Annotated in this window: 25 protein-coding genes; 14 read left to right on the forward strand and 11 right to left on the reverse strand. The window is 61.3% G+C overall.

All coding sequences use genetic code 11. The features are described 5' to 3' along the window. Positions 1-27 precede the first annotated feature (27 nt). Both HKK53_RS01245 and HKK53_RS01250 read right to left on the reverse strand, forming a co-directional pair. Positions 28-342, reverse strand: coding sequence for an NIPSNAP family protein (locus tag HKK53_RS01245; protein ID WP_169368949.1), 315 nt, complete (start codon positions 340-342; stop codon positions 28-30). Positions 343-353: 11 nt separating this feature from the next. After that, positions 354-1,520 (reverse strand): iron-containing alcohol dehydrogenase, encoded by a 1,167-nt coding sequence (locus HKK53_RS01250; protein ID WP_169368950.1) that lies wholly within the window; start codon positions 1,518-1,520, stop codon positions 354-356. Positions 1,521-1,675: 155 nt separating this feature from the next. On the opposite strand from HKK53_RS01250, the gene HKK53_RS01255 reads away from it, so the two are divergent. From HKK53_RS01255 to HKK53_RS01265, 3 genes are all read left to right on the forward strand, one after another. Continuing rightward, complete coding sequence (locus HKK53_RS01255; RefSeq protein WP_169368951.1) at positions 1,676-2,458, forward strand: SDR family oxidoreductase; 783 nt, start codon at positions 1,676-1,678, stop codon at positions 2,456-2,458. A gap of 169 nt (positions 2,459-2,627) precedes the next feature. Continuing rightward, entirely contained in the window at positions 2,628-3,932 is a 1,305-nt protein-coding gene (locus tag HKK53_RS01260) for an MFS transporter (protein ID WP_169368952.1), read from the forward strand. Between the two features lie 15 nt (positions 3,933-3,947). Further along, positions 3,948-5,054: an NAD(P)/FAD-dependent oxidoreductase gene (locus HKK53_RS01265; protein WP_169368953.1), complete on the forward strand. Its 1,107-nt coding sequence runs from the start codon at positions 3,948-3,950 to the stop codon at positions 5,052-5,054. Positions 5,055-5,176: 122 nt separating this feature from the next. Here HKK53_RS01265 and HKK53_RS01270 read toward each other — a convergent pair whose 3' ends face one another. Continuing rightward, on the reverse strand, positions 5,177-6,064 hold the full coding sequence (locus HKK53_RS01270) for a LysR substrate-binding domain-containing protein (RefSeq protein WP_169368954.1): 888 nt from the start codon (positions 6,062-6,064) through the stop codon (positions 5,177-5,179). Between the two features lie 120 nt (positions 6,065-6,184). Here HKK53_RS01270 and HKK53_RS01275 point away from each other — a divergent pair, with 120 nt between their 5' ends. Genes HKK53_RS01275 through HKK53_RS01285 form a run of 3 tightly spaced genes read left to right on the forward strand, consistent with a single transcriptional unit; the run spans position 6,185 to position 8,436 of the window. Further along, positions 6,185-7,201, forward strand: coding sequence for an aldo/keto reductase (locus HKK53_RS01275; protein ID WP_169368955.1), 1,017 nt, complete (start codon positions 6,185-6,187; stop codon positions 7,199-7,201). Further along, entirely contained in the window at positions 7,198-7,995 is a 798-nt protein-coding gene (locus tag HKK53_RS01280) for an SDR family NAD(P)-dependent oxidoreductase (protein WP_169368956.1), read from the forward strand. The genes HKK53_RS01275 and HKK53_RS01280 overlap by 4 nt, the downstream gene beginning before the upstream one ends. Before the next feature lie 30 nt (positions 7,996-8,025). Next, positions 8,026-8,436, forward strand: a complete 411-nt coding sequence (locus HKK53_RS01285; RefSeq protein WP_169368957.1) for an SRPBCC family protein — start codon at positions 8,026-8,028, stop codon at positions 8,434-8,436. 138 nt (positions 8,437-8,574) lie between these two features. Here HKK53_RS01285 and HKK53_RS01290 read toward each other — a convergent pair whose 3' ends face one another. Next, positions 8,575-9,969 (reverse strand): sensor histidine kinase, encoded by a 1,395-nt coding sequence (locus HKK53_RS01290; RefSeq protein ID WP_169368958.1) that lies wholly within the window; start codon positions 9,967-9,969, stop codon positions 8,575-8,577. Beyond that, positions 9,947-10,630 carry a response regulator transcription factor gene (locus HKK53_RS01295; RefSeq protein ID WP_149661347.1) on the reverse strand — a complete coding sequence of 228 codons (684 nt, stop codon included), beginning with the start codon at positions 10,628-10,630 and terminating at the stop codon, positions 9,947-9,949. The genes HKK53_RS01290 and HKK53_RS01295 overlap by 23 nt, the downstream gene beginning before the upstream one ends. A gap of 309 nt (positions 10,631-10,939) precedes the next feature. Between HKK53_RS01295 and HKK53_RS01300 the strand changes: the two genes are divergently transcribed. The 5 genes from HKK53_RS01300 to hcnC all read left to right on the forward strand — a co-directional run bounded on the left by HKK53_RS01300 (position 10,940) and on the right by hcnC (position 15,855). Next, a complete protein-coding gene (locus HKK53_RS01300) occupies positions 10,940-11,878 on the forward strand; it encodes a hypothetical protein (RefSeq protein WP_169368959.1) in 939 nt (312 codons plus the stop codon). 220 nt (positions 11,879-12,098) lie between these two features. Next, on the forward strand, positions 12,099-12,638 hold the full coding sequence (locus HKK53_RS01305; protein WP_169368960.1) for a hypothetical protein: 540 nt from the start codon (positions 12,099-12,101) through the stop codon (positions 12,636-12,638). A gap of 244 nt (positions 12,639-12,882) precedes the next feature. Next, the gene (gene hcnA / locus HKK53_RS01310; protein ID WP_149661350.1) at positions 12,883-13,197 is read left to right on the forward strand and encodes a cyanide-forming glycine dehydrogenase subunit HcnA; all 315 of its coding nucleotides are present in this window, start codon (positions 12,883-12,885) and stop codon (positions 13,195-13,197) included. Further along, positions 13,194-14,603 (forward strand): cyanide-forming glycine dehydrogenase subunit HcnB, encoded by a 1,410-nt coding sequence (gene hcnB, locus HKK53_RS01315; RefSeq protein ID WP_169368961.1) that lies wholly within the window; start codon positions 13,194-13,196, stop codon positions 14,601-14,603. Before hcnA ends, hcnB begins: the two co-directional genes overlap by 4 nt. Next, positions 14,596-15,855 (forward strand): cyanide-forming glycine dehydrogenase subunit HcnC, encoded by a 1,260-nt coding sequence (gene hcnC / locus HKK53_RS01320; RefSeq protein ID WP_169368962.1) that lies wholly within the window; start codon positions 14,596-14,598, stop codon positions 15,853-15,855. Before hcnB ends, hcnC begins: the two co-directional genes overlap by 8 nt. Before the next feature lie 141 nt (positions 15,856-15,996). Here hcnC and HKK53_RS01325 read toward each other — a convergent pair whose 3' ends face one another. Beyond that, positions 15,997-17,808 (reverse strand): monovalent cation:proton antiporter-2 (CPA2) family protein, encoded by a 1,812-nt coding sequence (locus HKK53_RS01325; protein WP_169368963.1) that lies wholly within the window; start codon positions 17,806-17,808, stop codon positions 15,997-15,999. Positions 17,809-17,967: 159 nt separating this feature from the next. Between HKK53_RS01325 and HKK53_RS01330 the strand changes: the two genes are divergently transcribed. Then, positions 17,968-18,876: a LysR family transcriptional regulator gene (locus tag HKK53_RS01330; protein WP_149661354.1), complete on the forward strand. Its 909-nt coding sequence runs from the start codon at positions 17,968-17,970 to the stop codon at positions 18,874-18,876. Here the strand turns inward: HKK53_RS01330 and HKK53_RS01335 are convergent. From HKK53_RS01335 to HKK53_RS01345, 3 genes are all read right to left on the reverse strand, one after another. Further along, positions 18,866-19,636 (reverse strand): substrate-binding domain-containing protein, encoded by a 771-nt coding sequence (locus HKK53_RS01335; protein WP_169368964.1) that lies wholly within the window; start codon positions 19,634-19,636, stop codon positions 18,866-18,868. The genes HKK53_RS01330 and HKK53_RS01335 overlap by 11 nt on opposite strands. A 27-nt stretch (positions 19,637-19,663) precedes the next feature. After that, positions 19,664-20,956 (reverse strand): MFS transporter, encoded by a 1,293-nt coding sequence (locus tag HKK53_RS01340; protein WP_169368965.1) that lies wholly within the window; start codon positions 20,954-20,956, stop codon positions 19,664-19,666. Positions 20,957-21,111: 155 nt separating this feature from the next. Beyond that, entirely contained in the window at positions 21,112-21,717 is a 606-nt protein-coding gene (locus HKK53_RS01345; protein ID WP_169368966.1) for a DJ-1/PfpI family protein, read from the reverse strand. Between the two features lie 149 nt (positions 21,718-21,866). On the opposite strand from HKK53_RS01345, the gene HKK53_RS01350 reads away from it, so the two are divergent. Next, positions 21,867-22,175, forward strand: a complete 309-nt coding sequence (locus HKK53_RS01350; protein WP_169368967.1) for an RcnB family protein — start codon at positions 21,867-21,869, stop codon at positions 22,173-22,175. A gap of 11 nt (positions 22,176-22,186) precedes the next feature. On the opposite strand, the gene HKK53_RS01355 is transcribed toward HKK53_RS01350, so the two are convergent. Continuing rightward, positions 22,187-23,251: a sensor domain-containing diguanylate cyclase gene (locus HKK53_RS01355; protein WP_169368968.1), complete on the reverse strand. Its 1,065-nt coding sequence runs from the start codon at positions 23,249-23,251 to the stop codon at positions 22,187-22,189. 175 nt (positions 23,252-23,426) lie between these two features. Here HKK53_RS01355 and HKK53_RS01360 point away from each other — a divergent pair, with 175 nt between their 5' ends. Beyond that, positions 23,427-23,765, forward strand: a complete 339-nt coding sequence (locus HKK53_RS01360) for an FKBP-type peptidyl-prolyl cis-trans isomerase (RefSeq protein WP_169368969.1) — start codon at positions 23,427-23,429, stop codon at positions 23,763-23,765. A 90-nt stretch (positions 23,766-23,855) separates the two neighbouring features. Here HKK53_RS01360 and HKK53_RS01365 read toward each other — a convergent pair whose 3' ends face one another. After that, entirely contained in the window at positions 23,856-24,953 is a 1,098-nt protein-coding gene (locus HKK53_RS01365) for a cytochrome P450 (protein WP_169368970.1), read from the reverse strand. Positions 24,954-24,965: the final 12 nt, after the last annotated feature.

Consider the following 24,965-nt stretch of genomic DNA (forward strand, 5'->3'; position numbering starts at 1 on the left):
CTACAGGGGAACGGTGGCGTCTGGCGGTTATTTGATCGGCGAGAAATCGGCGGCGATCAGCAGTTTCGATTCCATTTTTTCCAGCATCGGGAACGCGACTGGCACAAAGCCTTCGAGCCAGTCCGGGTCCTGATACAGCGCCGCGCGCTTGGTGATCCGCTCATCAAGGCTCGGGTAGGCCCAGATATGGATCACCTGGTTCAGCTCGCCGATTTCCGTGTACCACCAGCCCACCAGCGTGGCGTAGCGGGAGATCACCGGCAGGCCGTTCGCTTCGAAGTGCTTGAGGTAGGTCTGCATTTTTCCGATCTGGATCGTGTAGGTACGCATTTCGTAAAACATGGGTTCGTCTCTCAGGAATGAGTGCCGTGGAAGGCGTGGGTGATGATCCGTTCGATGTCGGCGGCGGTGGTCAGGCGTGGGTTGACCAGCACGTTGCCGCTGCGCATCGAGTCGCTGACCATCTGCGGCATGTAGTCGAGGTCCACGCCCAGGTCCTTGATGTTGGCGGGGATGCCGATGGCTTTATTCAGCGCCATCACGTGCTCCACCACCTTGTACCCGGCGCGGGCGGGACTCAGGCCGTCGACGTCTTCGCCCATGGCGATGGCGATCTCGCGAAACAGTTCCGGGCAGGCCGCCAGGTTGTATTCGATGACATAGGGCAGCAGCGTCGCGTTGGCGATGCCGTGGGGGATGTTGAACACGCCGCCGAAGGTGTGGGAGATCGCGTGTACGTTGCCGAGTTTTGACTGGGCGAACGCGACGCCGGCGAGGAACGAACCGAGCAGCATCTGTTCCCGGGCATGCAAGTCCGAGCCGGCGAAAAACGCCTTGGGCAGGTGCGTGCAAATCATCTTGATTGCTTGCAGCGCCAGGGCCTGGCTGACCGGATTGGCCTGCTTCGATACGTAGGATTCGATGGCGTGGGTCAAGGCGTCCATGCCGGTAGCGGCGGTGATCGACGGCGGTAATTTGAGGGTCAGTTCAGCGTCGAGAATCGCCAGCTTCGGAAACAGCGCCGGGCTGATGATCACGGTTTTGAACAGGGTTTTGGTGTTGGTGAATACGGTAGAGGCGGTGCATTCGCTGCCGGTGCCGGAGGTGGTGGGGATGGCGAACACCGGCAGCGGCGGGTGCAGCAGTTTGTCGTAGCCTTCGTAGTCAAGGATGTTGCCGGGGTTGGTGGCCATGGCTGCGACCCCCTTGGCAGTGTCGATGCTGCTACCGCCACCGACGCCGATCACCGAATCGCAGTCGTGGTTTTTCAGGAACGCGACGGCGCGCTCCAGCACGTCAGTTGTAGGGTTGGGCTCAACGCCGGAAAACACTTCGTAACTGATCTCGCTTTCAGTCAGCGAAGCGAAAAAGCCTTCCATCACGCCCGACGCCATCAACCCTTCATCGGTGACCACCAGCAGTTTTTTTCGAACGTGAGGCTTGAGCAATGCACCGGCCTGACGCACCAGGCCGTTACCGCTCTTCAAGGTCGTGGGGAAATAAAACTGGAACGGGTTCATGGGTGTCTCCGGTTTCTTATTGGTCGGGAGACAGTAATAAGCGGGGCGGGCGGCTGATAATGAAAAGGTCTGATCCGGGGATCACTGTTTGTCATCCCCCGAAGCGTCAGGTGGCGGTGGTAACGTGGGGTTTTCCAACTGTCAGGAGCATCGTCATGGATTTAGGAATATCAGGCCGTTGGGCCATCGTCTGCGCCGCCAGCAAAGGGCTGGGGCTGGCCTGTGCGCGGGCCTTGGCGAAGGAGGGCGTGAACCTGGTGATCAACGCTCGTGGGGAAGACGCCTTGCAAGTTGCCGCCACTGAACTGCGTGGCCTCGGTGTCGAAGTGCGCACCGTGATCGGCGACATCAGCGAACCCTCGGTGCGCGAACAGGTTCTGGCGGCCTGTCCGCAGGTGGACATCCTGGTCAACAACGCCGGCGGCCCGCCACCGGGTGATTTCCGCGACTGGCAGCGCGAAGATTGGTTGAAGGCGCTGGACGCCAACATGCTCACGCCGATCGAACTGATCAAGGCCTGCGTCGATGGCATGGCCGCGCGCGGCTTCGGGCGCATTGTCAACATCACCTCCGGCGCGGTGAAGGCGCCGATTGATGTGCTGGGTTTGTCCAACGGCGCTCGCAGCGGCCTCACCGGTTTTATCGCCGGGCTCGCGCGGCAGTCGCGGTTGGCGGGGAACAACGTGACCATCAATAACTTGCTGCCCGGCCCATTCGAAACCGAGCGTTTGCACAAAACCCTGAGCGCCGCCGCCGACGCCAACGGCACCAGTGTTGAAGCCGTCAGCGAGCAACGGCGCAAACACGTACCGGCCCAGCGCTTCGGCCAGCCCGATGAATTCGGCGCCTATTGCGCGTTCATTTGCAGCGCTCAGGGCGGGTTCCTCACCGGGCAAAACCTGTTGCTGGATGGCGGCAGCTACCCCGGCACGTTCTGATCATCTGGGGGATGACGTTCGGTGATCCCCCAATCAGATCCCCTCATTATTCACTCGTCGGGCGCGTCATTAGAGTGGGGCTGCTACCTGATGCCCGTCATACGCAAACCTGCGTGTTGGTTGACGGGCATCGGGTCGCTTGCATCCACAACAATAAAGAGCGCCCCTCATGAACAATCCGAGTGCCGAAACACTTTCCCTCGCCGCCACCGAACGTCCCACCAGCGTACGCTGGCGCATCTTCCTGATCATGTTGCTGCTGACCGCAATCAACTACATCGACCGCGCCTCTCTGTCGGTGGCGTTGCCGCTGATTTCCAGCGAATTCCAGATCCCGCCGGCGCTGGAAGGCTTGATGCTCAGCGCGTTTTTCTGGTCTTACGCGTTGATGCAGATTCCCGGCGGTATGCTGCTGGATCGCTTCCAGACCCGCCGCGTGATCGTCATTGCAACCGTCGCCTGGGGCGCATTCCAGGCTTTGGCCGCTGGCGCGCACAACTGGATCATTCTGCTGATCACGCGCATGGGCCTGGGCATCGCCGAATCGCCGATCATGCCCGCCGGCGCCAAGCTCAACGGCGCCTGGCTGACCCCCAACGAACGTGGACGCGGCGCGGTGCTGGTGGACGGCGGCGCGCCGTTGGGCAGCGCGTTTGGCGCGATCATCATTGCCGGGCTGATCGGCTGGTTTGACTCGTGGCGCATTGCGTTTGTGATCGCCGGCATCGGCACCATGCTCGCCGGTGTGCTGGCCTGGAAATACATCCGCAACCACCCCAGCGAACACCCTGGCGTCAACGCTGCGGAACTGGCGCACATCACCGAAGGCAATCGCAAGACCAGCCAACCCGGCGCGGTGACCAGCATTGCCCTCAAAGAACTGCTCAAGGACCGCTCGGTGTTGGCGATGTTCGCCGGTTACTGCTGCATCCTCAGCGTGTTCTACGGCTTGCTGACCTGGATGCCGAGCTACTTGCACCAGACTCACGGTTTGAACATTTCCAGCATGGGCGGCGCGACGTTCCTGATCTTCATGTGCGGTTTCGTCGGCGAACTGGTGGGCGGTTATCTGGGCGATAAATGGAAGTCCAGCGGCGCCTCGCCCAACCTGGTGATGCGCAGCATGTTCAGCGGTTCGGCACTGGTGGCGGCGCTGTGCATGTTGGCGGTGGCCTATACGACTGAGGCGAGCAAGGCGATTGGCCTGCTGTGCGTGGCGATGTTTTTCATTCGCTGGTGCGGCATGTACTGGTGCATTCCGTCGATCCTCGGCGGCACCTCGAAAACCGGCGTGCTGGCCGGCACCATGAATTTCTGCGGGAACATGGCCGGGGTGATCGTGCCGATCCTGATCGGCTTGATCGTGCAGTTCACCGGCTCGTACTTCCTGGTGCTGATCTTCTTCGTGGTCATGGCCGCGCTGCTGGCGATTTTCTCCAGCCTGATCGATTATCGGGAACGGGGTCTGGCTTGAATGAGCGGAGGGCAGGTGAGCGTCGATATTGATTGTGTGGTGGTCGGGGCCGGGGTGGTCGGGCTGGCGGTGGCCAGGGCCCTGGCCTTGAGCGGGCGCGAGGTGATCGTGGTCGAGGCGGGCGAGGGGATTGGCGTGGGCATCAGCTCGCGCAACTCCGAGGTGATCCACGCCGGGATTTATTACCCGAGCGGCAGCCTCAAGGCGCAGCTGTGTGTCGAGGGCAAGCAGCGCTTGTATGCCTTTTGCGATGAGCGCGGGGTGGATTATCGGCGGTTGGGCAAGTTGATTGTGGCCACCGATGACGATCAGCGAACAGCGCTGCAACGGTTGCTGGAACAGGGTTTGCGCAATGGCGTTGATGACTTGCAATGGCTCGATGCCGGGCAGGCATTGTCGTTAGAGCCTGAACTGTCCTGCGTCGCCGCACTCTGGTCGCCGTCCACCGGCATTGTCGATTCCCATGGGTTGATGCTGGCGCTGCAAGGGGACGCGGAGGCTTCGGGCGCGTCGATTGCGTTTCATACGCCGCTGCTGGCGGCGCGTTGCATTGAGCAGGGTTTTGAACTGCAAATGGGTGGCGCGCAACCGATGCAGTTGAGCTGTCGGGAGTTGATTAATTGCGCGGGGTTGTCGGCGCCTGAGGTGGCGAGCCGGATTGTTGGTTTAGAAGCGCAGCACGTTCCCACCGCGCGATTGTGCAAAGGCAGCTATTTCAGTTTCAGCGGTCGGGCGCCGTTTCGGCACTTGGTCTATCCCGCGCCGGAAAGTGCCGGGCTGGGTGTGCACATGACGCTCGATTTGGGTGGCCAAGCGCGTTTCGGGCCGGACGTGGAATGGGTTGATCAAATCGACTACCGCGTCGATCCGCATCGGGCTGACGGGTTTTATCAAGCCATCCGCCGCTACTGGCCGGGGTTGCCGGATGACAGCCTGCAACCGGCCTACAGTGGTATACGACCGAAAATCACTGGCCCGACGGAATCGGCTGCTGACTTCGTCATCAGTGGTCCGGCGGAACATGGTGTGCCGGGGTTGGTGAATTTGTTTGGTATTGAATCACCGGGGTTGACCAGTTGCCTGGCGTTGGCTGACCGAATAGTGAGCCGGATACTGGACTGATCGTTCCCATGCTCCGCGTGGTAATGCCTCAAGGGACGCTCCGCGTTCCAGCTCCGGGAAGGGACGCGGAGCGTCCCGGGCTGCATTCCCACGCAGAGCGTGGGAACGATCAGGAACGATCATTACGGTTCGGTCAGCACTTTCCTGAACGTCTCCACCAACGGCCGCAAATTGATCCGGTGCCACGCCGCCCACAGCGGCCGGGTGAAGCAAATCCACGGCACTTCCCGCAGGACGACGCCGGGTGGTGCGTTGCGGCTCAGGCCTTTCTGAATCATGGCGATGCCCAGTCCCGAAGCCACCAGGGCCAATGCGGTGAAGGGGCCGGTGGCCTCCATGCGGATGTCCGGGGTGAAGCCGGCGCGTATGCAGGCGCTGACGAAGTTTTCGCGGCTGGCGAGATTATGGTGCTGTTGCACGCCGATCCATTCTTGATTGGCGAGGTCTTCGGGCGTCAATACCGCCTGCTGCGCCAGCGGATGATCATCAGGCAAGGCCAGCAGCATCGGGTCGTCCAGCACCTGGAAACCCTGCAAATCCGGGTCGTCGGCGACGGGTGGTTCACTGACCAGGGCGATATCCAGACTACGCTGGCGAAGGCCTTCCAATTGTTCGGCAGAGCTCAGGTTGTACAGCGCCACATGCACATTCGGCCGCTCCACGCGCAACACGCGCAAGGCGTTCGGCAACACGCCAGCGTGCATGGCGTTCTCGATGTAGCCGATGCACAACCCGCCTTCTTCACCACGACCGAGGCGTTTGCCGAGGGATTCCAGGCGATTGGCGTGGGTCAGCAAGGCGCGGGTCTCCGCGAGAAAGGTCTGGCCATCGCGGGTCAGGCGAATGCGTTGCTGGCTGCGTTCGAACAGGGTCAGGCCCAGGCGTTCTTCGAGCTGGGCGATCTGCCGGCTCAGGGGCGACTGGGAAATGTGCAGGCGTTCGGCGGCGCGACCGACGTGTTCTTCCTCGGCGACGGCGACGAAGTAGCGCAATTGGCGGATGTCGATCATGTCAGACCTATAGGGACTCAAGTGCTGCGCATTATGTCTTGGACGGTCCGATCCTGACAATCTACGATCTGCTCAACGGTCACCCATGAGCTGATCACTGACACTCAAGAGGAATTACCCATGAGCTTGAAAGACAAACTGCCCGGCACGCTGGGTTTCGGCACCGCCCCGTTGGGCAACATGTTCCGCGCCATCCCGGAAGAAGAGGCGATGGCCACCGTGCACGCTGCCTGGGATGCCGGCGTGCGTTACTTCGACACCGCACCGTTTTACGGTTCGGGCCTGTCGGAAATTCGTTTGGGCGCCGCGTTGGCCCAGTACAAGCGCGACGACTACGTGCTCAGCAGCAAGGTCGGCCGGGTGATTCTCGACGAAGTCGAAGACACCGCCGCCCGTGATCTCGGCGAGAAGGCCGGCGTGTTCGAACACGGTCGCCCGAACAAAATCGTCAACGACTACAGCGCCGACGCCACGATGCGTTCGATCGAAGACAGCCTCAAGCGCCTGCAAACCGATCGGCTGGACATCGTCTGGGTCCACGACATCGCTCAGGACTTTTACGGCGATCAATGGCTGGAATACTTCAATCAGGCCCGCACTGGTGCGTTCAAAGTGTTGACCCGTTTGCGTGAAGAAGGCGTGATCAAGGGCTGGGGCCTGGGCGTGAACAAGGTCGAGCCGTGCGAATTGACCCTGGATCTGACCGAAGCCCAGCCGGACGGCTTCCTGTTGGCCGGTCGCTACACGCTGCTGGACCATGACCGTGCGTTGCAACGCCTGATGGATTCGGCGCTGGCGCAGAACGTAGAAATCGTCGTCGGTGGCCCTTACAGCTCGGGCATTCTGGCCGGCGGTACACACTTCGAATACCAGAAGGCGAGCCCGGCGATCATCAGCAAGGTCGAGCAGATCAAGAAGGTTGCGGCGGCCCATGGCGTCAGCATCAAAGCGGCGGCGTTGCAGTTCTCGTTGGCGAATCCGGCGGTGGCGGCGGTGATTCCGGGTTCCAGCCGTCCTGATCGGATTGCTGAAGATGTGGCGGCGTTGAATGAGGTGATTCCTGCGGCTTTCTGGCAGGCGCTGCGCGGCGCAAAACTGATTTCCGAACGGGCTCCATTGCCAGGAGGTGTGGCATGAAAATCGATCTGACTGGAAAACTCGCCATCGTCAGCGGCAGCACCGCCGGCATTGGCCTGGGCATCAGCAAGGCACTGGCCGAATCCGGCGCCACGGTGGTGGTGATCGGCCGCGACTCGGCCAAGCTCGAGCAAGCATTGGCGGACATTCGTCAAAGCGTGCCAAGCGCGCAAGTGCGTGGCCTGACCGCCGACCTCGGTACCGCTGAAGGCGCTGAACAACTGTTCGCCGCCGAACCTCGGGCGGACATCCTGGTGAACAACCTCGGCATCTTTAATGAAGTGGATTTCTTCGACGCGCCGGACAGCGAGTGGACGCGCTTCTATGAAGTCAACGTGATCTCCGGTGTGCGCCTGGCCCGGCACTACACGCCAGAAATGGTCAAGAACGGCTGGGGCCGGGTGATCTTCCTGTCCTCGGAATCCGGGGTGGCGATTCCGGCCGACATGATCAACTATGGCGTGACCAAAAGCGCCAACCTGGCGGTGTCCCACGGCCTGGCCAAACGTCTGGCTGGCACCGGCGTCACCGTCAATGCGATCCTGCCCGGCCCGACCTTCACCGACGGCCTGGAGCAGATGCTCAAGGACGCCACGGCCGAGTCCGGCCGCAGCGCCCGGGAAGAAGCCGACGCCTTCGTGCGCAAGGCTCGCCCAAGCTCGATCATCCAGCGCGTGGCCGACGTGGCCGAAGTCGCCAACCTGGTGGCCTACATCGCCTCGCCACTGTCCTCGGCCACCACCGGCGCGGCGTTGCGGGTTGACGGCGGCGTCGTCGACAGCATGGCCATCTGAACCTGAATTCATTAAGAGAGACGTTTATTTATGGCAACAGCATCAGCATCTATCGACATCCCGGCTTCGGCCGATGTGGTTTGGCAATTGATTGGCGGTTTTGACTCGCTGCCGGACTGGCTACCGTTCATTGTGAAAAGCGAACTGAGTGAAGGCGGGCGCGTGCGCAGCCTGCAAACCGCGGATGGCGCGGTGGTGATCGAGCGTCTGCAAGCGTTCGACAACGCCGGCAAAACCTACAGTTACTCGATTGAACAGGCACCGTTCCCGGCGACTGATTACCTGGCGACGCTGCGCGTAGAAGCACAAGGGCAGGGCGCTCGGGTGACCTGGTCGGGTCGGTTTACTGCCAAAGGCGTGACCGACGAAGAAGTCGAAGCGCTGTTCAACGGCATCTACCAGGGCGGCCTCGAAGCCCTGCGGGCCAACTACCCGGCCTAAGCCGCAGCTACATGATCGTTCCCACGCTCTGCGTGGGAATGCCTCAAGGGACGCTCCGCGTTCCAGCGCTGGAAAGGGACGCGGAGCGTCCCGGGCTGCATTCCCACGGGTCGCGTGGGAACGATCAGGTCGGGTGTGTCAGGTCTGCGGAATCAGGCTCTGCCGACAATCCAGCGCCAGCCGCGCACCACCGCTGTCGCTGGTACCAACGTCGAGGGTGAAGCCGTGCAGGCTGACAATCGCCGCCACGATCGACAATCCCAAACCAAACCCACTCTGCTGATTACCACCCTCGGCCCGATAAAACCGCTGGAACACCGCTTCCCGTTCCGACGGCGGGATGCCGGGGCCAGAGTCGAGCACTTCGATCCGCGTATGCCCGCCCTGATTGATCCCGCGCAAAATCACTTCGCCACCGGGCGGGGTGAATTTGATCGAGTTGCTCAGCAAGTTCGCAATGGCCTCGAACAACAACGCCCGGTCGCCATTCAATGAAGGTAACGACTCTGGCAGTTGCAGGTGAAACACCAGTTCGCCTTCTTCCGCCAAGGGCAGATAAAAGTCATGCAGTTCGCGCAGCAACGGCATCGGATCTAACTGCACAAACCCTGAACGGCGCTGCCGATCTTCCAGCTCGGAAATCCGCAATAACCCACGAAACCGCGCCATCAAGGTGTCCGCCTCAGCCAGCACCGAATCCAGTTGCACCGCCAGCGGCGAACCGTCGCCGGCCTGTTGCTGAATCCGGTATAGCTGCGCGCGCAGGCGGGTCAGCGGGGTACGCAGGTCGTGGGCGATGTTGTCGCACACGCCTTTGACTTCGTTCATCAAGCGCTCGATGCGTTCGAGCATGGCGTTGACGATGGCGGCGAGCATGTCCAGTTCGTCGCGGCGGTTGGACAGCGGCAGGCGGTGGGTCAGGTCGCCGGCGACGATGGCTTCGGCGCTGGCCTGGATCGCGCGGATGCGCCGCAGCGGGCGGCGGCGCAACAGATGCCAACCGGCGATGCCGGGGAGGATGGTCAGTGACACACCCCAGAACAATGCGTGGAGGATGATCTGGGTCACGGCGAACAGCGAACCGTTGTCGCGCACCAGCACCAGCCAGCGACCGTCGAGGGTCGGGGTGGCCACGGCGTCGCAGCTGTCGGCGGGCAGGGTCGGGTCGTCGGACTCGGCGCAGTTGTCGAGCATGTGGATGCGGCCGTCCAGCGGCAGGTTCGCCGGGATATCGCGCAGGGCGCCGCTGAGGTAGCGATGCTGGGCGTCGAACAGGCCGTAGGCATCGATGCCGCGGATGTCGAACGTCATGCTGGCGGCGAGGGCGTCCACCAGTTGTTCGCCCTGGAAGCGCGAAAACAGGTGCTGGCGCTGCATCAGCGAGTGTTTGGCCAGGTTGTCCAGGTAGCCGGAGACCTCGTAATACATGACCCCCATGAGGATCCCGCTCCAGGCCACGAACAGGGAACTGTAGAGCGCCAGCAGTCGGCTGCTGGAAGAGCGCCAGCCTTTAGAGGGGTTCAGCAATGACATACCCCGAGCCTCGCACAGTCCGGATCAACGGGACGTTGCCGGGCGGGTCGATCTTCTTGCGCAAGCGGCCAATGTGCACATCGATCAGGTTGGTGCCGGGGTCGAAGTGATAACCCCAGACCTCTTCGAAAATCATCATGCGCGACAGGATCTGCCCGGTGTTGCGCATCAGGAATTCCAGCAGTTTGTATTCAGTGGGCAGCAGCGTCAGCAATTCGCCGTCGCGGCTGGCTTCGTGGCTGATCAGGTTCAGCTCCAGATCCGCTACCCGCAGCGTGGTGGCCTGGGTGCTGACGGTGCTCTGGCGACGCAGCAACACTTCCACCCGCGCCGCCATTTCATCGGTGGCGAAGGGTTTGGTCAGGTAATCGTCGCCACCGGCGCGCAAGCCCCGCACCCGTTCGTCGACGTCGGAGAGGGCGCTGATCATCAGGATCGGCGTGGCCACGCCCATGGTCCGCAGCGTGGTGACGATCGCCAGGCCATCAAGCTCCGGCAACATGCGGTCGAGGGTGATCAAGTCGTAGTCACCGCTGACGGCCCGCGCCAGGCCTTCACGGCCATTGTCGACCCAATCCACGTCCAGGCCGTGGCTGCTCAGTTCAGCCACGATCTCCCGGGCGGTCACGGCGTCGTCTTCGATGGTCAAGATGCGGGTCATAAGGGCGGGCCTGCTATTCAGTTCATTACAGAATGAGGGCATTTTGCCAAGAAATACGCGCGGGTTATTAAATTAACTTTCATGTTGGGTGGGGAACCGGGCGCGCGGCATTGATTTGCACCGCAAAGCCCAATGCATAAAACCCGCTGATATTAAGCCGTTATTGCAAAATGCACGCTCCTAGGCGCTTGCAGATTTTCAACTCATTGATAGATAAAGATTTATTAAAAGTCGACGACTGGCACGGTGTCTGCAATTCCTCTTTCGACGAGTTGTAACACCATCTTTCATGCCTGGAGCTGAACAATAATGAATAGATCTTCTGAGGGTTATTATTCTGCCGCAGATGAATCGAGCACGCTCTCGGGCGTGTCCTGGGGCGCGATCTTCGCCGGGGCTGCTGCCGCCGCGGCGTTGTCGCTGATTCTGGTATTGCTCGGCTTCGGCCTGGGCTTTTCCGCAGTCTCACCGTGGGCCAACGAGGGCGTCAGCGCCAAGGGCCTGGGCATTTCAACCATTGTTTGGCTGGCCGTTACACAAATCGTTGCCTCCGGGCTCGGCGGGTACATTGCCGGTCGCCTGCGGGTGAAGTGGGCGAATATGCACGGCGATGAAGTCTATTTCCGTGACACCGCCCATGGCTTTCTCGCCTGGTGCGTGGCGACGCTGGTGACCGCGACCCTGGTGGTCGGCTCGGTCAGCAGTATTGTCAGCGGTGGTGTGCAGGCCGGGGCGAGTGTCGCCGGTGGCGCTGCAACGGCCATGACCGCAGCTGCCGGCACGGCCGCCGCGAACACCAACAGCGACCAGTACGGTTACTTCGTCGACAGCCTGTTCCGCGATGATCGTCCCGCCGCCGTCAGCGATGATGCCGCCCGTGGCACCGTGACCCGCATCTTTGCGCGCAGCCTGAGCAATAACGGCCTGTCTGCAGAAGACCGGACCTACCTCGCGCAAATGGTCGCCCAACGCACCAACCTGACCCAGGCTGATGCCGAGCGTCGTGTCGATGAAGTCTACGCCCGCACTCAGAAAGCCATTGCCGACGCCAAGCTTGCCGCGCAACAAGCGGCCGACACCGCCGCCAAAGTCGCTGCCTGGACCGCGTTGTGGATGTTCATCGCGCTGCTGGCCGGTGCGTTCTTCGCCAGCCTTGCCGCTACCTATGGCGGTCGTCGCCGTGATGCCGTGGTGTATCTGGAATCGGATGCCTACGTGACCACCACCACACTGCCACCCGTTCGCTAACCCAGGAGAATCACCATGCGCTCATTACTGTTGTTTTTTCTCGGCGTGCCGATCCCGATCATCATCCTGATCGCCCTGTTCATGCACTGACATCCCTCTGGGGCTCATGCCTCTGCCGCTTCTGCCTCTGGTAGAAGCGGCGTTTTGCTTTCTGGGGCACTATGTTTGTGGGAGCAAGCTTTGCTCCTACATTTTTTGCGTCGTATCAAGGAGAAACACGTTGGACAAGAAGGAAATCAAACGGCAACTGCTGGCCATGCTCGATGCCGGGCGGTCGCGGACCGAGACGTTCAAGACGTTCTCTGGCGGGGCGGTCAAGGATCGGGTGCTGGCTTACTGGATCGGCGCGCACCCGGACCCGGCGCTCAACCGGCAGCATCGGCGCAAGCTCACGATTCTGATTGTGCTCACGGTGGTCCAGGCAGTGCTCGGCGCGGTGGCAGGGTTTTTCCTGGGATCGATGATCGGGCCGAAGGCGGCGCTGTTTATTACCTTGTTCGCCGGGCTCATCCCGTTGTGGTTCGCCTATGGTTTCTACAAGAACCTGGCGCAGTTCTACACCGTCTATATCGTCCTTTCCCTCAGCCAGTCGTCGCGCCTGTTCAAGGACTTTGCCGAAGACCGGCTGACCACGCTGATCGGTGCCGGCATCACCTTGGGCATGGTGTATTTCGTGTTGTACCTGAAGATGAAGCTGTTCCCGGACCTGGCTTTTTTCGGTCCGAAAAAACTCAAGGGTCAGTACGTGTTTTCCAACTGACCCACGGCGTGGCGCGGGGGAGGCTTTCACTGGCGTGGATCAATATTTCGAAGTGAAATATCGCTTACCGTAAAAGATCCAAGCCCTCGCTGCGGCATCGACTACAGTGCTTTGGTGCGCAGCTGATGCGCTGTCGAAGTACCCATGCAGACCTCCTCGTTGTGTGTGTATCAGTTGGCCGGCAAGGTGTAGTGCAGCATGGAGCTGTCGAACCCACCTGAAACTTTCACGGAAGAACATTGCAATGCAACGCTTAGACAGAACCTTCGATATCCAGCCGCTGGTCCGGGCGGACATGACTTTGCACATCAACGGCCAAGCGGTCAGCGCCGCCATCGGCGAAACCGTCCTCACGGTCATTCAATCCCTTGGCCTGCGCCAGGTGGCTCGCAACGATCACGATCAAATCAGCGGCGCCTATTGCGGCATGGGCGTGTGCCAATGCTGCCTGGTGAAAATCAATGGCCGGCACAAGCGCCGCGCCTGCCAGACCGTGGTACGTGACGGCATGACCGTCGAAACCCAGGTCAATCGCATCGCCGAGCAGGAGGTTTTATGAACCTGCATCCGGTGATCGTCGGCGGCGGGCCGGCGGGCATGGCCGCGGCCATTGAACTGGCCCGACATGGCGTGCGCAGCACTCTGCTGGAAGAAGCTTCGCGGCTTGGCGGCGTGGTTTATCGCGGACCGCTGCGTGATGGCGTCCAGCTCGATTACCTGGGGCCGCGCTATTCCGAAGTCCTGGGCAAATTGCACGGCGAATTCCAGGAACACGCGGGCTTGATTGATGTGCGCCTCAATCATCGGGTGGTCGGTGCCGAAGGCACGCGTGCGCTGGTGGTGCTGGATGCCGACGAACACTTGCACGAAATCGCTTATCCGCAACTGCTGCTGGCGGCCGGTTGTCATGAACGTAGCGTGCCGTTTCCTGGCTGGACCTTGCCCGGTGTGATCCTCTTGGGCGGGCTGCAACTGCAAATCAAGAGTGGCGTGGTCAAGCCTCAGGGGCCGGTGGTGATTACCGGCACCGGTCCGTTGCTGCCGCTGGTGGCGTGTCAGTTGCACGCGTCCGGGGTCACCGTCGCCGGGGTTTATGAGGCGTGTGCGTTCGGCAAGATCGCCCGGGAAAGCCTGGCGCTGCTGAACAAACCGCAGTTGTTCCTCGATGGCTTGAGCATGCTGGCGTTCCTCAAATTGCACGGCATCCCGATGTATTACGGCTGGGGCGTGGTCGAGGCCCAGGGCGATGCCGAGTTGAAATCGGTCACCGTGGCGCCGTATTCCAGCACTTGGGTGCCGGACCTGAGCCGCGCCGAACAGATCGCCGCCCAGACCCTCGCCGTCGGTTACGGCTTTATCCCGCGCACTCAACTCAGTCAGCAAATGGGCCTGAACCACGGCTTCAGCGATGACGGCTACCTGCGGGCCAGCGCCAATATCTGGCAGCAAAGCAATGAGCCGCACGTGCACCTGGCCGGGGACATGGGCGGGATTCGCGGCGGCGAAGCGGCGATGCTGGCCGGGCGGATCGCAGCGCTGTCGATCCTGCAGCAACGGGGCGTACTGGACACTGAACTGGCGCTGGTGCGGCGTGATCGCTTCCTGTCGAAACTCAAGTCGATCGTGCGTTTTCGCGCCGCGGTTGACCGCTACACCGAACGCGGCGCCGGGCAGACCGCATTGCCCGCTGCTGATACCGTGATCTGCCGCTGCGAACACGCGACCCGCGCCGACATCGACCGAGCGCTGGCGCAGGGCGTGCAAGACATGGCCAGCCTGAAAATGCGCACCCGCGTCAGCATGGGCGATTGCCAGGGGCGGATGTGCGTCGGCTATTGCAGCGACCGCCTGCGTGAAGCCACCGGGCGCCAGGACGTGGGCTGGTTGCGCCCGCGCTTCCCCATCGATCCGATTCCGTTCTCAGCCTTTCACAACGCCGCCACGGAGGCCGCCAACAATGAGTAAGTTCTATGACGTGGTCATCGCCGGTGGTGGCGTGATCGGGGCGTCATGCGCCTATCAATTGTCCAAACGCAAAAACCTCAAAGTCGCGCTGATCGACGCCAAGCGTCCGGGCAACGCGACCCGCGCCTCGGCCGGCGGCTTGTGGGCCATCGGCGAGTCGGTGGGCCTGGGTTGCGGGGTGATTTTTTTCCGCATGATGTCGGCCAACCGCAAGCGTGAAGCCCAGGGTTCGGCGGTGGTGGTCGACTCCAGCACCCCGCACATCCTGCCGCAGTCGTTCTTCGATTTCGCCTTGCAGTCCAACGCCCTGTACCCGGCGCTGCACAAGGAATTGCAGGACAATCACGGGATGGATTTCAAGTTCGAGAAAACCGGGCTGAAGTTCGTGATCTACGACGATGAAGACCGGCTCTACGCCGAGCATATCGTCGCCTGCATCCCGCACTTGGCGGATCAAGTGCGCTGGCTCGACCAGGCTGCACTGCGTGAAGCGGAGCCGGCCGTCAGCCACGAGGCGAGGGGCGCGCTGGAGTTTCTTTGCGATCACCAGGTCAGCCCGTTCCGTCTGGCCGATGCCTACACCGAAGGCGCGCGGCAGAATGGCGTCGATATGTACTTCAACACCAACGTCACCGGGGTGTTGCACCATGGTTCGCGGGTCACCGGTGTACAAACCGCCGAGGCTGGGGTGTTTCATTGCGACACCCTGATCAACGCGGCCGGTGCCTGGGCGGCGGACTTGAGCGAGCAGGCCACCGGCATTCGCATTCCGGTGAACCCGGTGAAAGGCCAGATCCTGCTGACCGAACGCATGCCGAAGATCCTGCGCGGTTGCCTGACCACCAGCGATTGCTATGTCGCGCAGAAGGACAACGGCGAGATCCTGATCGGCAGCACCACCGAGGACAAAGGTTTCGACGTCACCACCACCTACCCGGAAATCGCCGGGCTGGTGCAAGGCGCGGTGCGTTGTATTCCGGAACTGGCCGACGTCAACCTCAAGCGCACCTGGGCCGGTTTGCGTCCGGGCTCGCCGGATGAGTTGCCGATTCTTGGGCCGATGCAAGGCGTGGAAGGGTATCTCAACGCCTGCGGGCATTTCCGGACCGGGATTCTGACGTCGGCGATTACCGGGGTGTTGCTGGATAGGCTGGTCAACAATGAACCTTTGCCGCTGGACATCACGCCGTTTTTGGCGGATCGGTTCGAGGTGAAGGCCGGGGTTGAGCTGCAGGCGTTGGAAATGGCCTGACGCCTGCCGATGATCGTTCCCACGCTCTGCGTGGGAATGCCTCAAGGGACGCTCCGCGTTCCAGCTCTCGAAAGGGACGCGGAGCGTCCCGGGCTGCATTCCCACGCAGAGCGTGGGAACGATCAGGCGATCAGGTTACGATCAGGCTTTACCCGATGCCTGCTCCTCCAATTGATCCGATTCAAACAACTTGGCCAACTCTGCCCGCGCTTCCTGTGCTGTCTGCAAGACCTTCGCCGCATCGTCGTAAATCGCATGCTGCGCTTCCAGCACCTGTTCATCGTGATGCTTGAAGCGTTTGATCCGCGCATCGGCCTGCGCTTGGGTCAACCCGAGGCCAACCAGCGTACGCCGGCTCATTTCCAGGCTGGAGTAGTAGGTTTCCCGAATCGCTTCGGCGCCAAGGTCGACCAAGCGGTGCACGTGCTGACGGTTACGCGCCCGGGCGATGATTTTCATGTGCGGGTAGAGCTTGTGCACCAGCTCGGCAGTCTTGATGTTGGTGTCCGGGTCGTCGGTGGCGATGACAAAGTATTCCGCCTGCTCGACCTTGGCCGCACTGAGGATTTCCGGGCGCATCGGGTCGCCATAGAACACCGGCACGCCGCCAAAGCTGCGGGACAGTTCGATGGTTTCCACCGACGTGTCCAACGCCACGAACTTGATGTTCTGCGCCCGCAGGATCCGCGCGACGATCTGACCCATGCGGCCCATGCCGGCGATCACCACGCGCGGGGCGTCGGTGTCGATTTCGCGGAATTTCTCCGGCACCACCACCGGCTGCACTTTTGGCGAGTACAGCCGCGCGCACAGCAGCAACAACAGCGGCGTTACCGCCATGGACAAGGTAATCGTCAGCACCAGCAAGTCGTACAGGCGCGGCTCGAACAAGCCCTGGTCGCGACCGATCTTGAACACCACGAACGCAAATTCACCACCAGCCGCCAAAACGATACCGAGGCGAATCGCACTGACCTTGCCCAAGCCACCGGCCAGGCGCCCGACGACAAACAGCAGCGGCAGCTTGATGGCGATCAGCAGCAGGGTCAGCCCCAACACGGTGATCGGCGCGCTCAGCAGCAGACTCAGGTTGGCGCCCATGCCGACACTGATGAAGAACAGCCCCAGCAACAAACCCTTGAACGGCTCGATCTGCGCTTCCAGTTCATGGCGATATTCAGAGTCCGCCAGCAGCAACCCGGCGAGGAATGCGCCCAACGCCATGGACACGCCCACCAGGTCCATCAACCACGCAGTACCGATCACCACCAGCAACGCCGTGGCGGTGGAGACTTCCGGCAGACCGGTCTTGGCCACCACCCGGAACACTGGCCGCAGCAGATAGCGGCCGCCGATCACCACCACCGCAATACTGCCCAGCACCCGCAAGCCGTGATTCAAATCCTCGGCGGCACTGGTGGTGTGATCACCGCCGGCCAGCAGCGGCACCATGGCAATCAACGGGATCGCGGCGATGTCCTGGAACAGCAGAATCGCGAACGCCAACCGCCCGTGAGGGCTGGTCAGTTCCTTGCGCTCGGCCAGGCTTTGCAGGCCAAACGCGGTGGACGACAACGCCAGACCCAGGCCCAGCACAATCGCGCTATTCAGCGACTGGCCGAACACGAACAACGCCAGCACGCCAATCACCGATCCGGTCAGCAATACCTGCGCGAGACCGACGCCGAACACCGATTTGCGCATCACCCACAAACGACGCGGCGACAGTTCCAGGCCGATGATAAACAGCAGCAACACCACCCCCAGTTCCGAGATGTGGCTGACGCTTTGCGGATTGCCGATCAAGCCCAGCACCGACGGCCCGATGATTACCCCGGCAAACAGATAGCCCAGCACCGCGCCCAATTGCAGACGCTTGGCCAAAGGCACGGTGAGCACCGCCGCGAACAGAAACACGACAGCGGCTTGTAACAGGTTGCCTTCATGGGGCATGGCAAAACTCCAAAGACTCGGTACGGCGTAGGGGGCCAAGGATAAAGGCTGTAACCGGATGCGTCAGCAAAGCGTAGCGGTACACTTGTTACAATTCGCATCAATTGGTTACATTCATAGGATAAGCTGATCAATCTGCCCGTCCCGCGAGTGCGCACCATGGCCATCAATTTCGACCTCAACGACCTGCAAGCCTTTCGCGCCGTGGTCGAGCAGGGCAGTTTTCGCAAGGCCGCCGACACCGTGCGCATTTCCCAGCCGGCCCTGAGCCGGCGCATCGAAAAACTTGAAGATGCCCTCGGTGTGAAGCTGTTCGAACGCACCACTCGCAAGGTCAGCCTGACCCAGGCCGGGCGCGGCTTCATTCCCAGCGTCGAGCGGTTGCTGGACGACCTGGACGTGGCGCTGCTCGGCATCAGCGAAGTCTCCTCGACCCGGCTCGGCCACGTCACCGTCGCGTGTGTGCCGTCGGCGGCGTACTACTTCATGCCGCGGGTGATTGCCCACTACCACCGGCAATTTCCACGGATCAAGGTCAAGGTCCTCGACTCCAGCGCCCACGATGTGCTCAGCGCGGTGGTCAACGGCGAGGCGGATTTCGGTTTGAGTTTCATGGGCACGCTGGAGGCCGAGGTCGATTTCGAACCCTTGGTGCAAGAAGGTTATGTGGTGGCCTGTCGCCGCGATCATCCGTTGGCCGGGCGCAGCAGCGTGACGTGGGACGAGTTTTACCGGCAGGACTACATCTCGCTCGACAAGACCTCGGGCAACCGTTTTTTGCTGGATCAGGCGCTGGCCGGCGTGGTGCCGCAGCGGCCAAGTATCTGCGAAACCCGTCACGTCACGACGATGATCGGGCTGGTGGAGGCGGGGCTGGGCGTGGCGGCGGTGCCGATGATGGCGATGCCGGCGCAAGATCACCCGATTCTGACGCGGGTGCCGCTGACCGATCCGCAGGTGATGCGCAGTGTCGGGCTGATCAAGCGCCGGGGTCGCACCTTGACCCCGGCTGCCCTGGAACTGGAACGGCTGGTGGTGGAAATGAAAATCCAGCCGATCAGCGGGTGACCGAGTCCAGCCCGGTGGCTTGCACCTGCGGCTGCACGGCCGGGGAGGCCAGGTAATCGAGCAACGCCTTGGCTTGCGCCGGGTGTTGCGCGCCCACCGGAATGCCGGCGGCAAAACGCGTCACCGATTGCACCGACTCGGGAATCTTCGCCACAAAACTCACCCCTGGCACCGGCAACAGTTCGCTGACCTGCTGAAAGCCCAACTGATAATCGCCAGTGGCAATCACCGAGCCCACCGGGATTTTCGGGATCATCTTCGACTTTGGCTTGAGCTGGTCTTCGATGCCGAGTTTCTTGAACAACTGCTCCTCGATGTACACACCGCTGGCGCTGTCGGAGTAGGCCACCGATTGGGCATCGAGCAGGGTTTTTTTCAAACCTTCCACCGAGCTGATATCAGGTTTCGCCGCGCCTTCGCGCACCACCAGGCCGATCCGCGAATCCGCCAGTTCCACCCGTGAAGCGGGGTCGACTTTGCCTTGTTTGATCAGCTCGTCCAGTGCGTAGCCGACCATGATCACCACGTCGGCGTGTTCACCGCGCGCCAGGCGATTGGGGATCGCTTCCGGCGCCTTGCCCATCGAGGGACCGAGGGCGGTGTCGAGGGTGTTGCCGGTGGACTTGGCGAATTCCGGGCCGAGGATTTTGTAAGCCGCGGTAAAGCCGCCGGAGGTCATCACGTGGAGCTCTTCGGCCTGGGCAATGGTGCTCAGACCCGCGATGAGCAGCAGAGCGGCGTAGTTGAACAGCTTTTTCATCGAATAAGTCTCGCAGTCAAAGGTGGGTCAGGACACGGCCGGTTGCAGGCGGCCGGTGGAGCGGCGATAGAGAAACAAGGTCGCGCACAGGGCACACAGCGCGGCAAAACTCATCCAGTAACCGGGGGCAGCCTTGTCGCCGGTGTATTGGATCAGCAAGGTCGACATCGCTGGAGTGAACCCACCAAACACCGCCGTCGCCAGGCTGTACGCCAGGGAGAACCCGGCCACCCGCACTTCCACCGGCATGATTTCGGTGAGCGCGGCGATCATCGCGCCGTTGTACAGGCCATAAATGAACGACAGCCACAGCAACACCAGCAGCATGTTGAGGAAACTTGGCGCGTTCACCAGATAGGTCAGCGCCGGATAGGCCGTCGCCAGGGTCAGCAGCGCCATGGCGATCAGCACCGGACGCCGGCCGATGCGGTCGGACAGGGCACCGCCAATCGGCAGCCAGAAAAAGTTCGAAACACCGACCAGCAGCGTGACGAGCAGCGCATCGGACGTGCTCAGGTGCAGCACGGTTTTGCCGAAGGTCGGGGCGTACACGGTGATCAGGTAAAACGCGGTGGTGGTCAGGGCGACCATCATCATCCCGCCGAGCACGATCCCCCAGTTCTGCGCCAAGGTACGGAACACCTCGCCCATGCTCGGGCGGTGTTTGCGCGCAGCGAACTCGGCGGTTTCTTCGAGGTTGCGGCGCAGGAAGAAAATGAACGGCACGATCATGCAGCCGACGAAGAACGGAATCCGCCAGCCCCAATCGGCAATCATCGTCGGCGCCATCAATTGGTTCAGCCCATAGCCCAGCGCTGCCGCGACGATGATCGCCACTTGCTGGCTGGCCGACTGCCAACTGGTGAAAAAGCCCTTGTTGCCTGGCGTGGCGATCTCCGAGAGGTACACCGAGACACCGCCCATCTCCGCGCCGGCCGAGAAGCCTTGCAGCAAGCGGCCAATCAACACAATGGCGGGGGCGAACAGCCCGATGGTCTCGTAGCCGGGCACCAGCACAATCAGGATCGTACCGCTGGCCATGATCGACAACGTCACGATCAAGCCTTTGCGCCGGCCCACATCATCGATGTACGCACCCAGCACCACGGCGCCGAGCGGGCGCATCAGGAACCCGGCGCCGAACACCGCGAAGGTCATCATCAGGGAGGCGAATTCGCTGCTGGCCGGGAAGAACACGGCGGCAATCTGCGTGGCGTAAAAGCCGAAAAGGAAGAAGTCGAACTGTTCCAGGAAGTTACCCGAGGTGACCCGGAAAATCGCACTGGCCCGGGAGCGCCCGGAAGGGATTGAGGCTGTCATTGATCTGTACTCCACCGCTTTTATGACGTGCGCTGCGTGGGGGCGGCGCACGGTTCTTATTGGGGCGGATAGTGGAGCAGAGGCATCGATATGTTAATTGCATAGTTGGCATGTATTGATGTGCGAAGTGGATCAATACATGGCGGATTATGCCGCTACAGGCTCGCTTCGATGTGCGCAAACGCCCGCGCGACATAGTCGTCTTTCTCGCCCACTGGCGCGAAATTGTGCAGCACTTCCCGCGCGGCTTCCGTGCCTTTGAGCCGGGCCAGAAACCACGCCGACAAGTATTGCGCCGCCAAGCAGCCACCGGCCGTGGCGATGTTGCCATTGGCGTAGAACGCTTGATTGACCACATTGACCCCGGCCGCTTGCACCCAGGGCTTGCTGGTCGCGTCGGTGCAGGCCGGGGCATCGCCGAGCAACCCGAGCCTGGCCAGCAGGAACGTGCCGGAGCATTGCGCTCCGAGCAGTTGCCGCGCCGGGTCGAATTGCAACTGCGCCATGATCTCCGGGGTGTCGGCCACTTCGCGGGTCTTGCGGCCACTGCCGATCAACACCGCATCGGCTGCGCAGGCTTGCTGCAGATCGATGTGCGCATCGATGGTCAAACCGTTCATCGACGTCACCCGCGGTGTTGGCGAGGCGATACTCACCCGCCAGTCCCGATCCCCCAACAGCGAAATCCGGCTGAGCATGCCGTAGGCGATCAGGGAGTCCAGTTCGTTGAAACCATCGAAGGTCAGAATGGCGATGTGCATGGCGAATCCCGCTGGTTTTTTCGCAGCCTACGCCGACCCGGCGCGACACCTCCAGTACAGTCAGTCGCAGAATCATCGCTACAGTAAGGAATGATTCGCCATGAGCGCAGTCGGAACTCAGTAACCACGACATCCCAAGAGGTTCACCGATGAACAGCAAAACCCTTATCGCCAGCCTCGCCCTTGTCGCCGGTATTACCGCTATCAGTCCTGTCGTCCAGGCCGCCGAAACGGCACAGAAAACCGTCCAGCCCGGCGCCATCAACGCCCGCAGCCTGGTGAAAGGCGACCGTGCGCCGGAGGTGTATCAACGCAGCGAAAAAGCCGTGAAGAACTGGAAGGCCAAAGGCCTGAAGGCGCCGGCGTCCGACGCGCAGTGGGTGCAGATCAATGACAAGTACATGATGGTATTGATTACCAGCGGGACGATTGTGGATGTCACGCCGGTGGAGCGTTAGTTCGTCCGTCACTAACTAGGACTCAACGCCTGGATCCCCAACCGATACTGATTATTCCCACTGCGCTTGGCCTCATACATCGCCAAATCTGCAATGTGAATCAACCGGTCCATGCTCGGCGCATGGTCCGGGAACACCGCGACGCCCAGGCTGGTGCCGATATGTCGCTGGTCATTGCCAATGGTCACTGGCGGTGAGAGTTCGACGAAGATGTTCTGGCAGATGCTGCGCGCTTCGTCCTGAAGGTTGATGCCGGGCGGCAGGCCCTGGAGGATCACCACGAATTCATCGCCGCCAATCCGGGCGACGGTGTCGGTGGAGCGCAGGATTCGTTTGAGCCGCGTGGCGGTGGTGACCAACACGCGGTCGCCGGCGGCATGACCGTAATGGTCGTTGATCGCCTTGAAACCATTGAGGTCGACAAACACCAGCGCCACCCGTGTCGCGCTGATGCGCGCTTGTTCCAGTGCTTCAGACAGGCGTTCTTCAAGCACCAGGCGATTGGGCAGGCCGGTCAGCGGGTCGTAATGGGCCAGGTGTTGCAGGTAGCTGGCGGAGGCTTTTTCTTCGGTGATGTCACGGACTACGCCCATCATTTTGATCGTGGTGTCGTGGTCGTTCTTTACCACGTTGCCGGTCTCGCGCAGCCAGCGGATGGTGCCGTCGGGCCAGACCACGCGGTATTCCTCATCATGGTTTTCGCCGGTTTCCAGGCAACGCAACTCGCCGGCGCGGACCTTGGCCCGGTCGTCCGGGTGCACGCAGGAACAGAACAAGGCGTAGGAGGGCGTGACTTCACCGGTCTTGAACCCGAACATGCCGTAGATCGCGTCTGACCAATACAGCTTGTCGGTGTCCACGTCCCAGTCCCAGGTGCCGATGCGCGCGAAATACTGGCTGCGTTTGAAACGTTCGGCGTCACCGTCCAGATGAATATTTTGCCCCGTGGACAGGCTGGCGATCAGCGCGCGGCATTCAGTCAACTGCCGTTGCAGGACAGACTGGCGGCAGGCCAGCACAATCAGCACGGCAAGCATCACTGAGCCGATGGCAGCGCTGATCCAGAGGACACTCATTCAGGAATAGCCATCATCGGGGTGTTTAACCGTGGGGGTGATGCTGTTTATCTTAGTTCACGCTTACGCTCGGAAATAGAGCTAAACCGCGCCGAACAGTTGCCAATTGCCCGTAATTCTGGGAAAACGGCGGCCATGAAGCCCCTTTGAGGGAGTGAACAGACGAGTGCATGTAATGAATGATGAGCTTCAGGTAATCGACCTTGAACTGGGCGACGGCAAAGCAGCGGTCAAAGGCGCGCTGATCACCACCCAATACCGCGGATGGCTGGAAGACGGCACCGAGTTCGATTCTTCCTACAGCCGTGGCAAACCTTTTCAGTGCGTGATTGGCACGGGGCGGGTTATTAAAGGCTGGGACCAGGGGATCATGGGCATGCAGGTTGGTGGGAAGCGCAAGCTCTTGGTGCCGGCGCACCTTGCATATGGCGAACGGACGATGGGCGCGATTACGCCGAATTCGAATTTGATTTTCGAGATTGAATTGCTGGAAGTGTTGACGCGGGATGATTGATTGGCCGTGAAATGACAAGCCCGCCAACTCTGTTAAATGAGTTGGCGGGTTTTTTATTGTTTAGGGGAATTAAGATCAAAAGATCGCAGGCTATGCCTCGCTGAACAGCGGAATCCGACCGTTCAGGGAAGGGCGGTAGTGCCAAGTCAAGCGGTCCAGCGCAGGTTTCATTGCCAATATCTGCCTCAATGTGGCGCTGGCGATGCTCAAGGCCAGCGTCTGGCCCGGGCATTGGTGGCGGCCCGCGCCGAAGGTGAGACTGCGACGATTCGGGCGGTCGACGAGGAAAGTATCGGGCTGCTCGTTGAGTTGCGGATCGCGATTGGCCGAGGCCAGCAGCACCAGGAGGGTGTCGCCGGGGTTCAGGCTGATGCCGTCGATTACGCAAGGAGCAGCGACGAAGCGACGGGTGTTCTGCACCGATGGATCGAAACGTTGGACTTCGGCCAAAAACGAATCAACGTCACCTGGCAACAGGGGATCGCGAATCAAAGCCACCAGCGCATTGCCAATCAATCCGGCCGTGGCTTCAAACGTCTGCGAGCACAGCCCGATCAGGTTGGCGATCAGCAGCTCCTTATCTGAAGACGCGAACCGCTGCGTGATGCCATTCAATAGCGGACTGCCTGAATCATCCAGCAACTCGATGAAATAACCTCGCAGCTGTTCCGCCGTAGCATGAGCGGCGTCGAGTTGCGCCTGATTGCTCAATGGCGACAGGCAAGCCACAAAGTCCGCCGTCAACTCGCTGACCACCCGCGCTTGAGCAGGGGAGAACCCCAGCAACGCCGCCACCACGCACACCGGGCCGCGGAACATGGCTTTCGCCATACCCTGGGCGTCCGGGGTGATCAACCGCGCGCTGACCAATGTTTGTACTTCACGCGGATCGATCAACCCTAGGCCCGGCTCAATGGCCGACCGGGGACAGCGCTGCCGTTCGCCCTCGTTCATCCGCATCAACCGACTGAACACTTCGCCGGCCAGACCTTCAACAATCGTCCTGGGCACTGGCTCACTCAACGGGCGCACATGACAATCCGGATGCGCCAGCACCGCCGCCACGGCAGTGGCACTGCTGGCCACCCACAGATTCAATCCTTGATGAAAAACCAATCCACCCTCGGCCCGCAGTTGCGCGTAATAGGGATAAGGATCGGCATGAGTCGCAGCGATGATCGGGTCCATGGGTCGCAGCCT

This window comes from Pseudomonas sp. ADAK7 (assembly GCF_012935675.1).
Lineage (GTDB): Bacteria > Pseudomonadota > Gammaproteobacteria > Pseudomonadales > Pseudomonadaceae > Aquipseudomonas.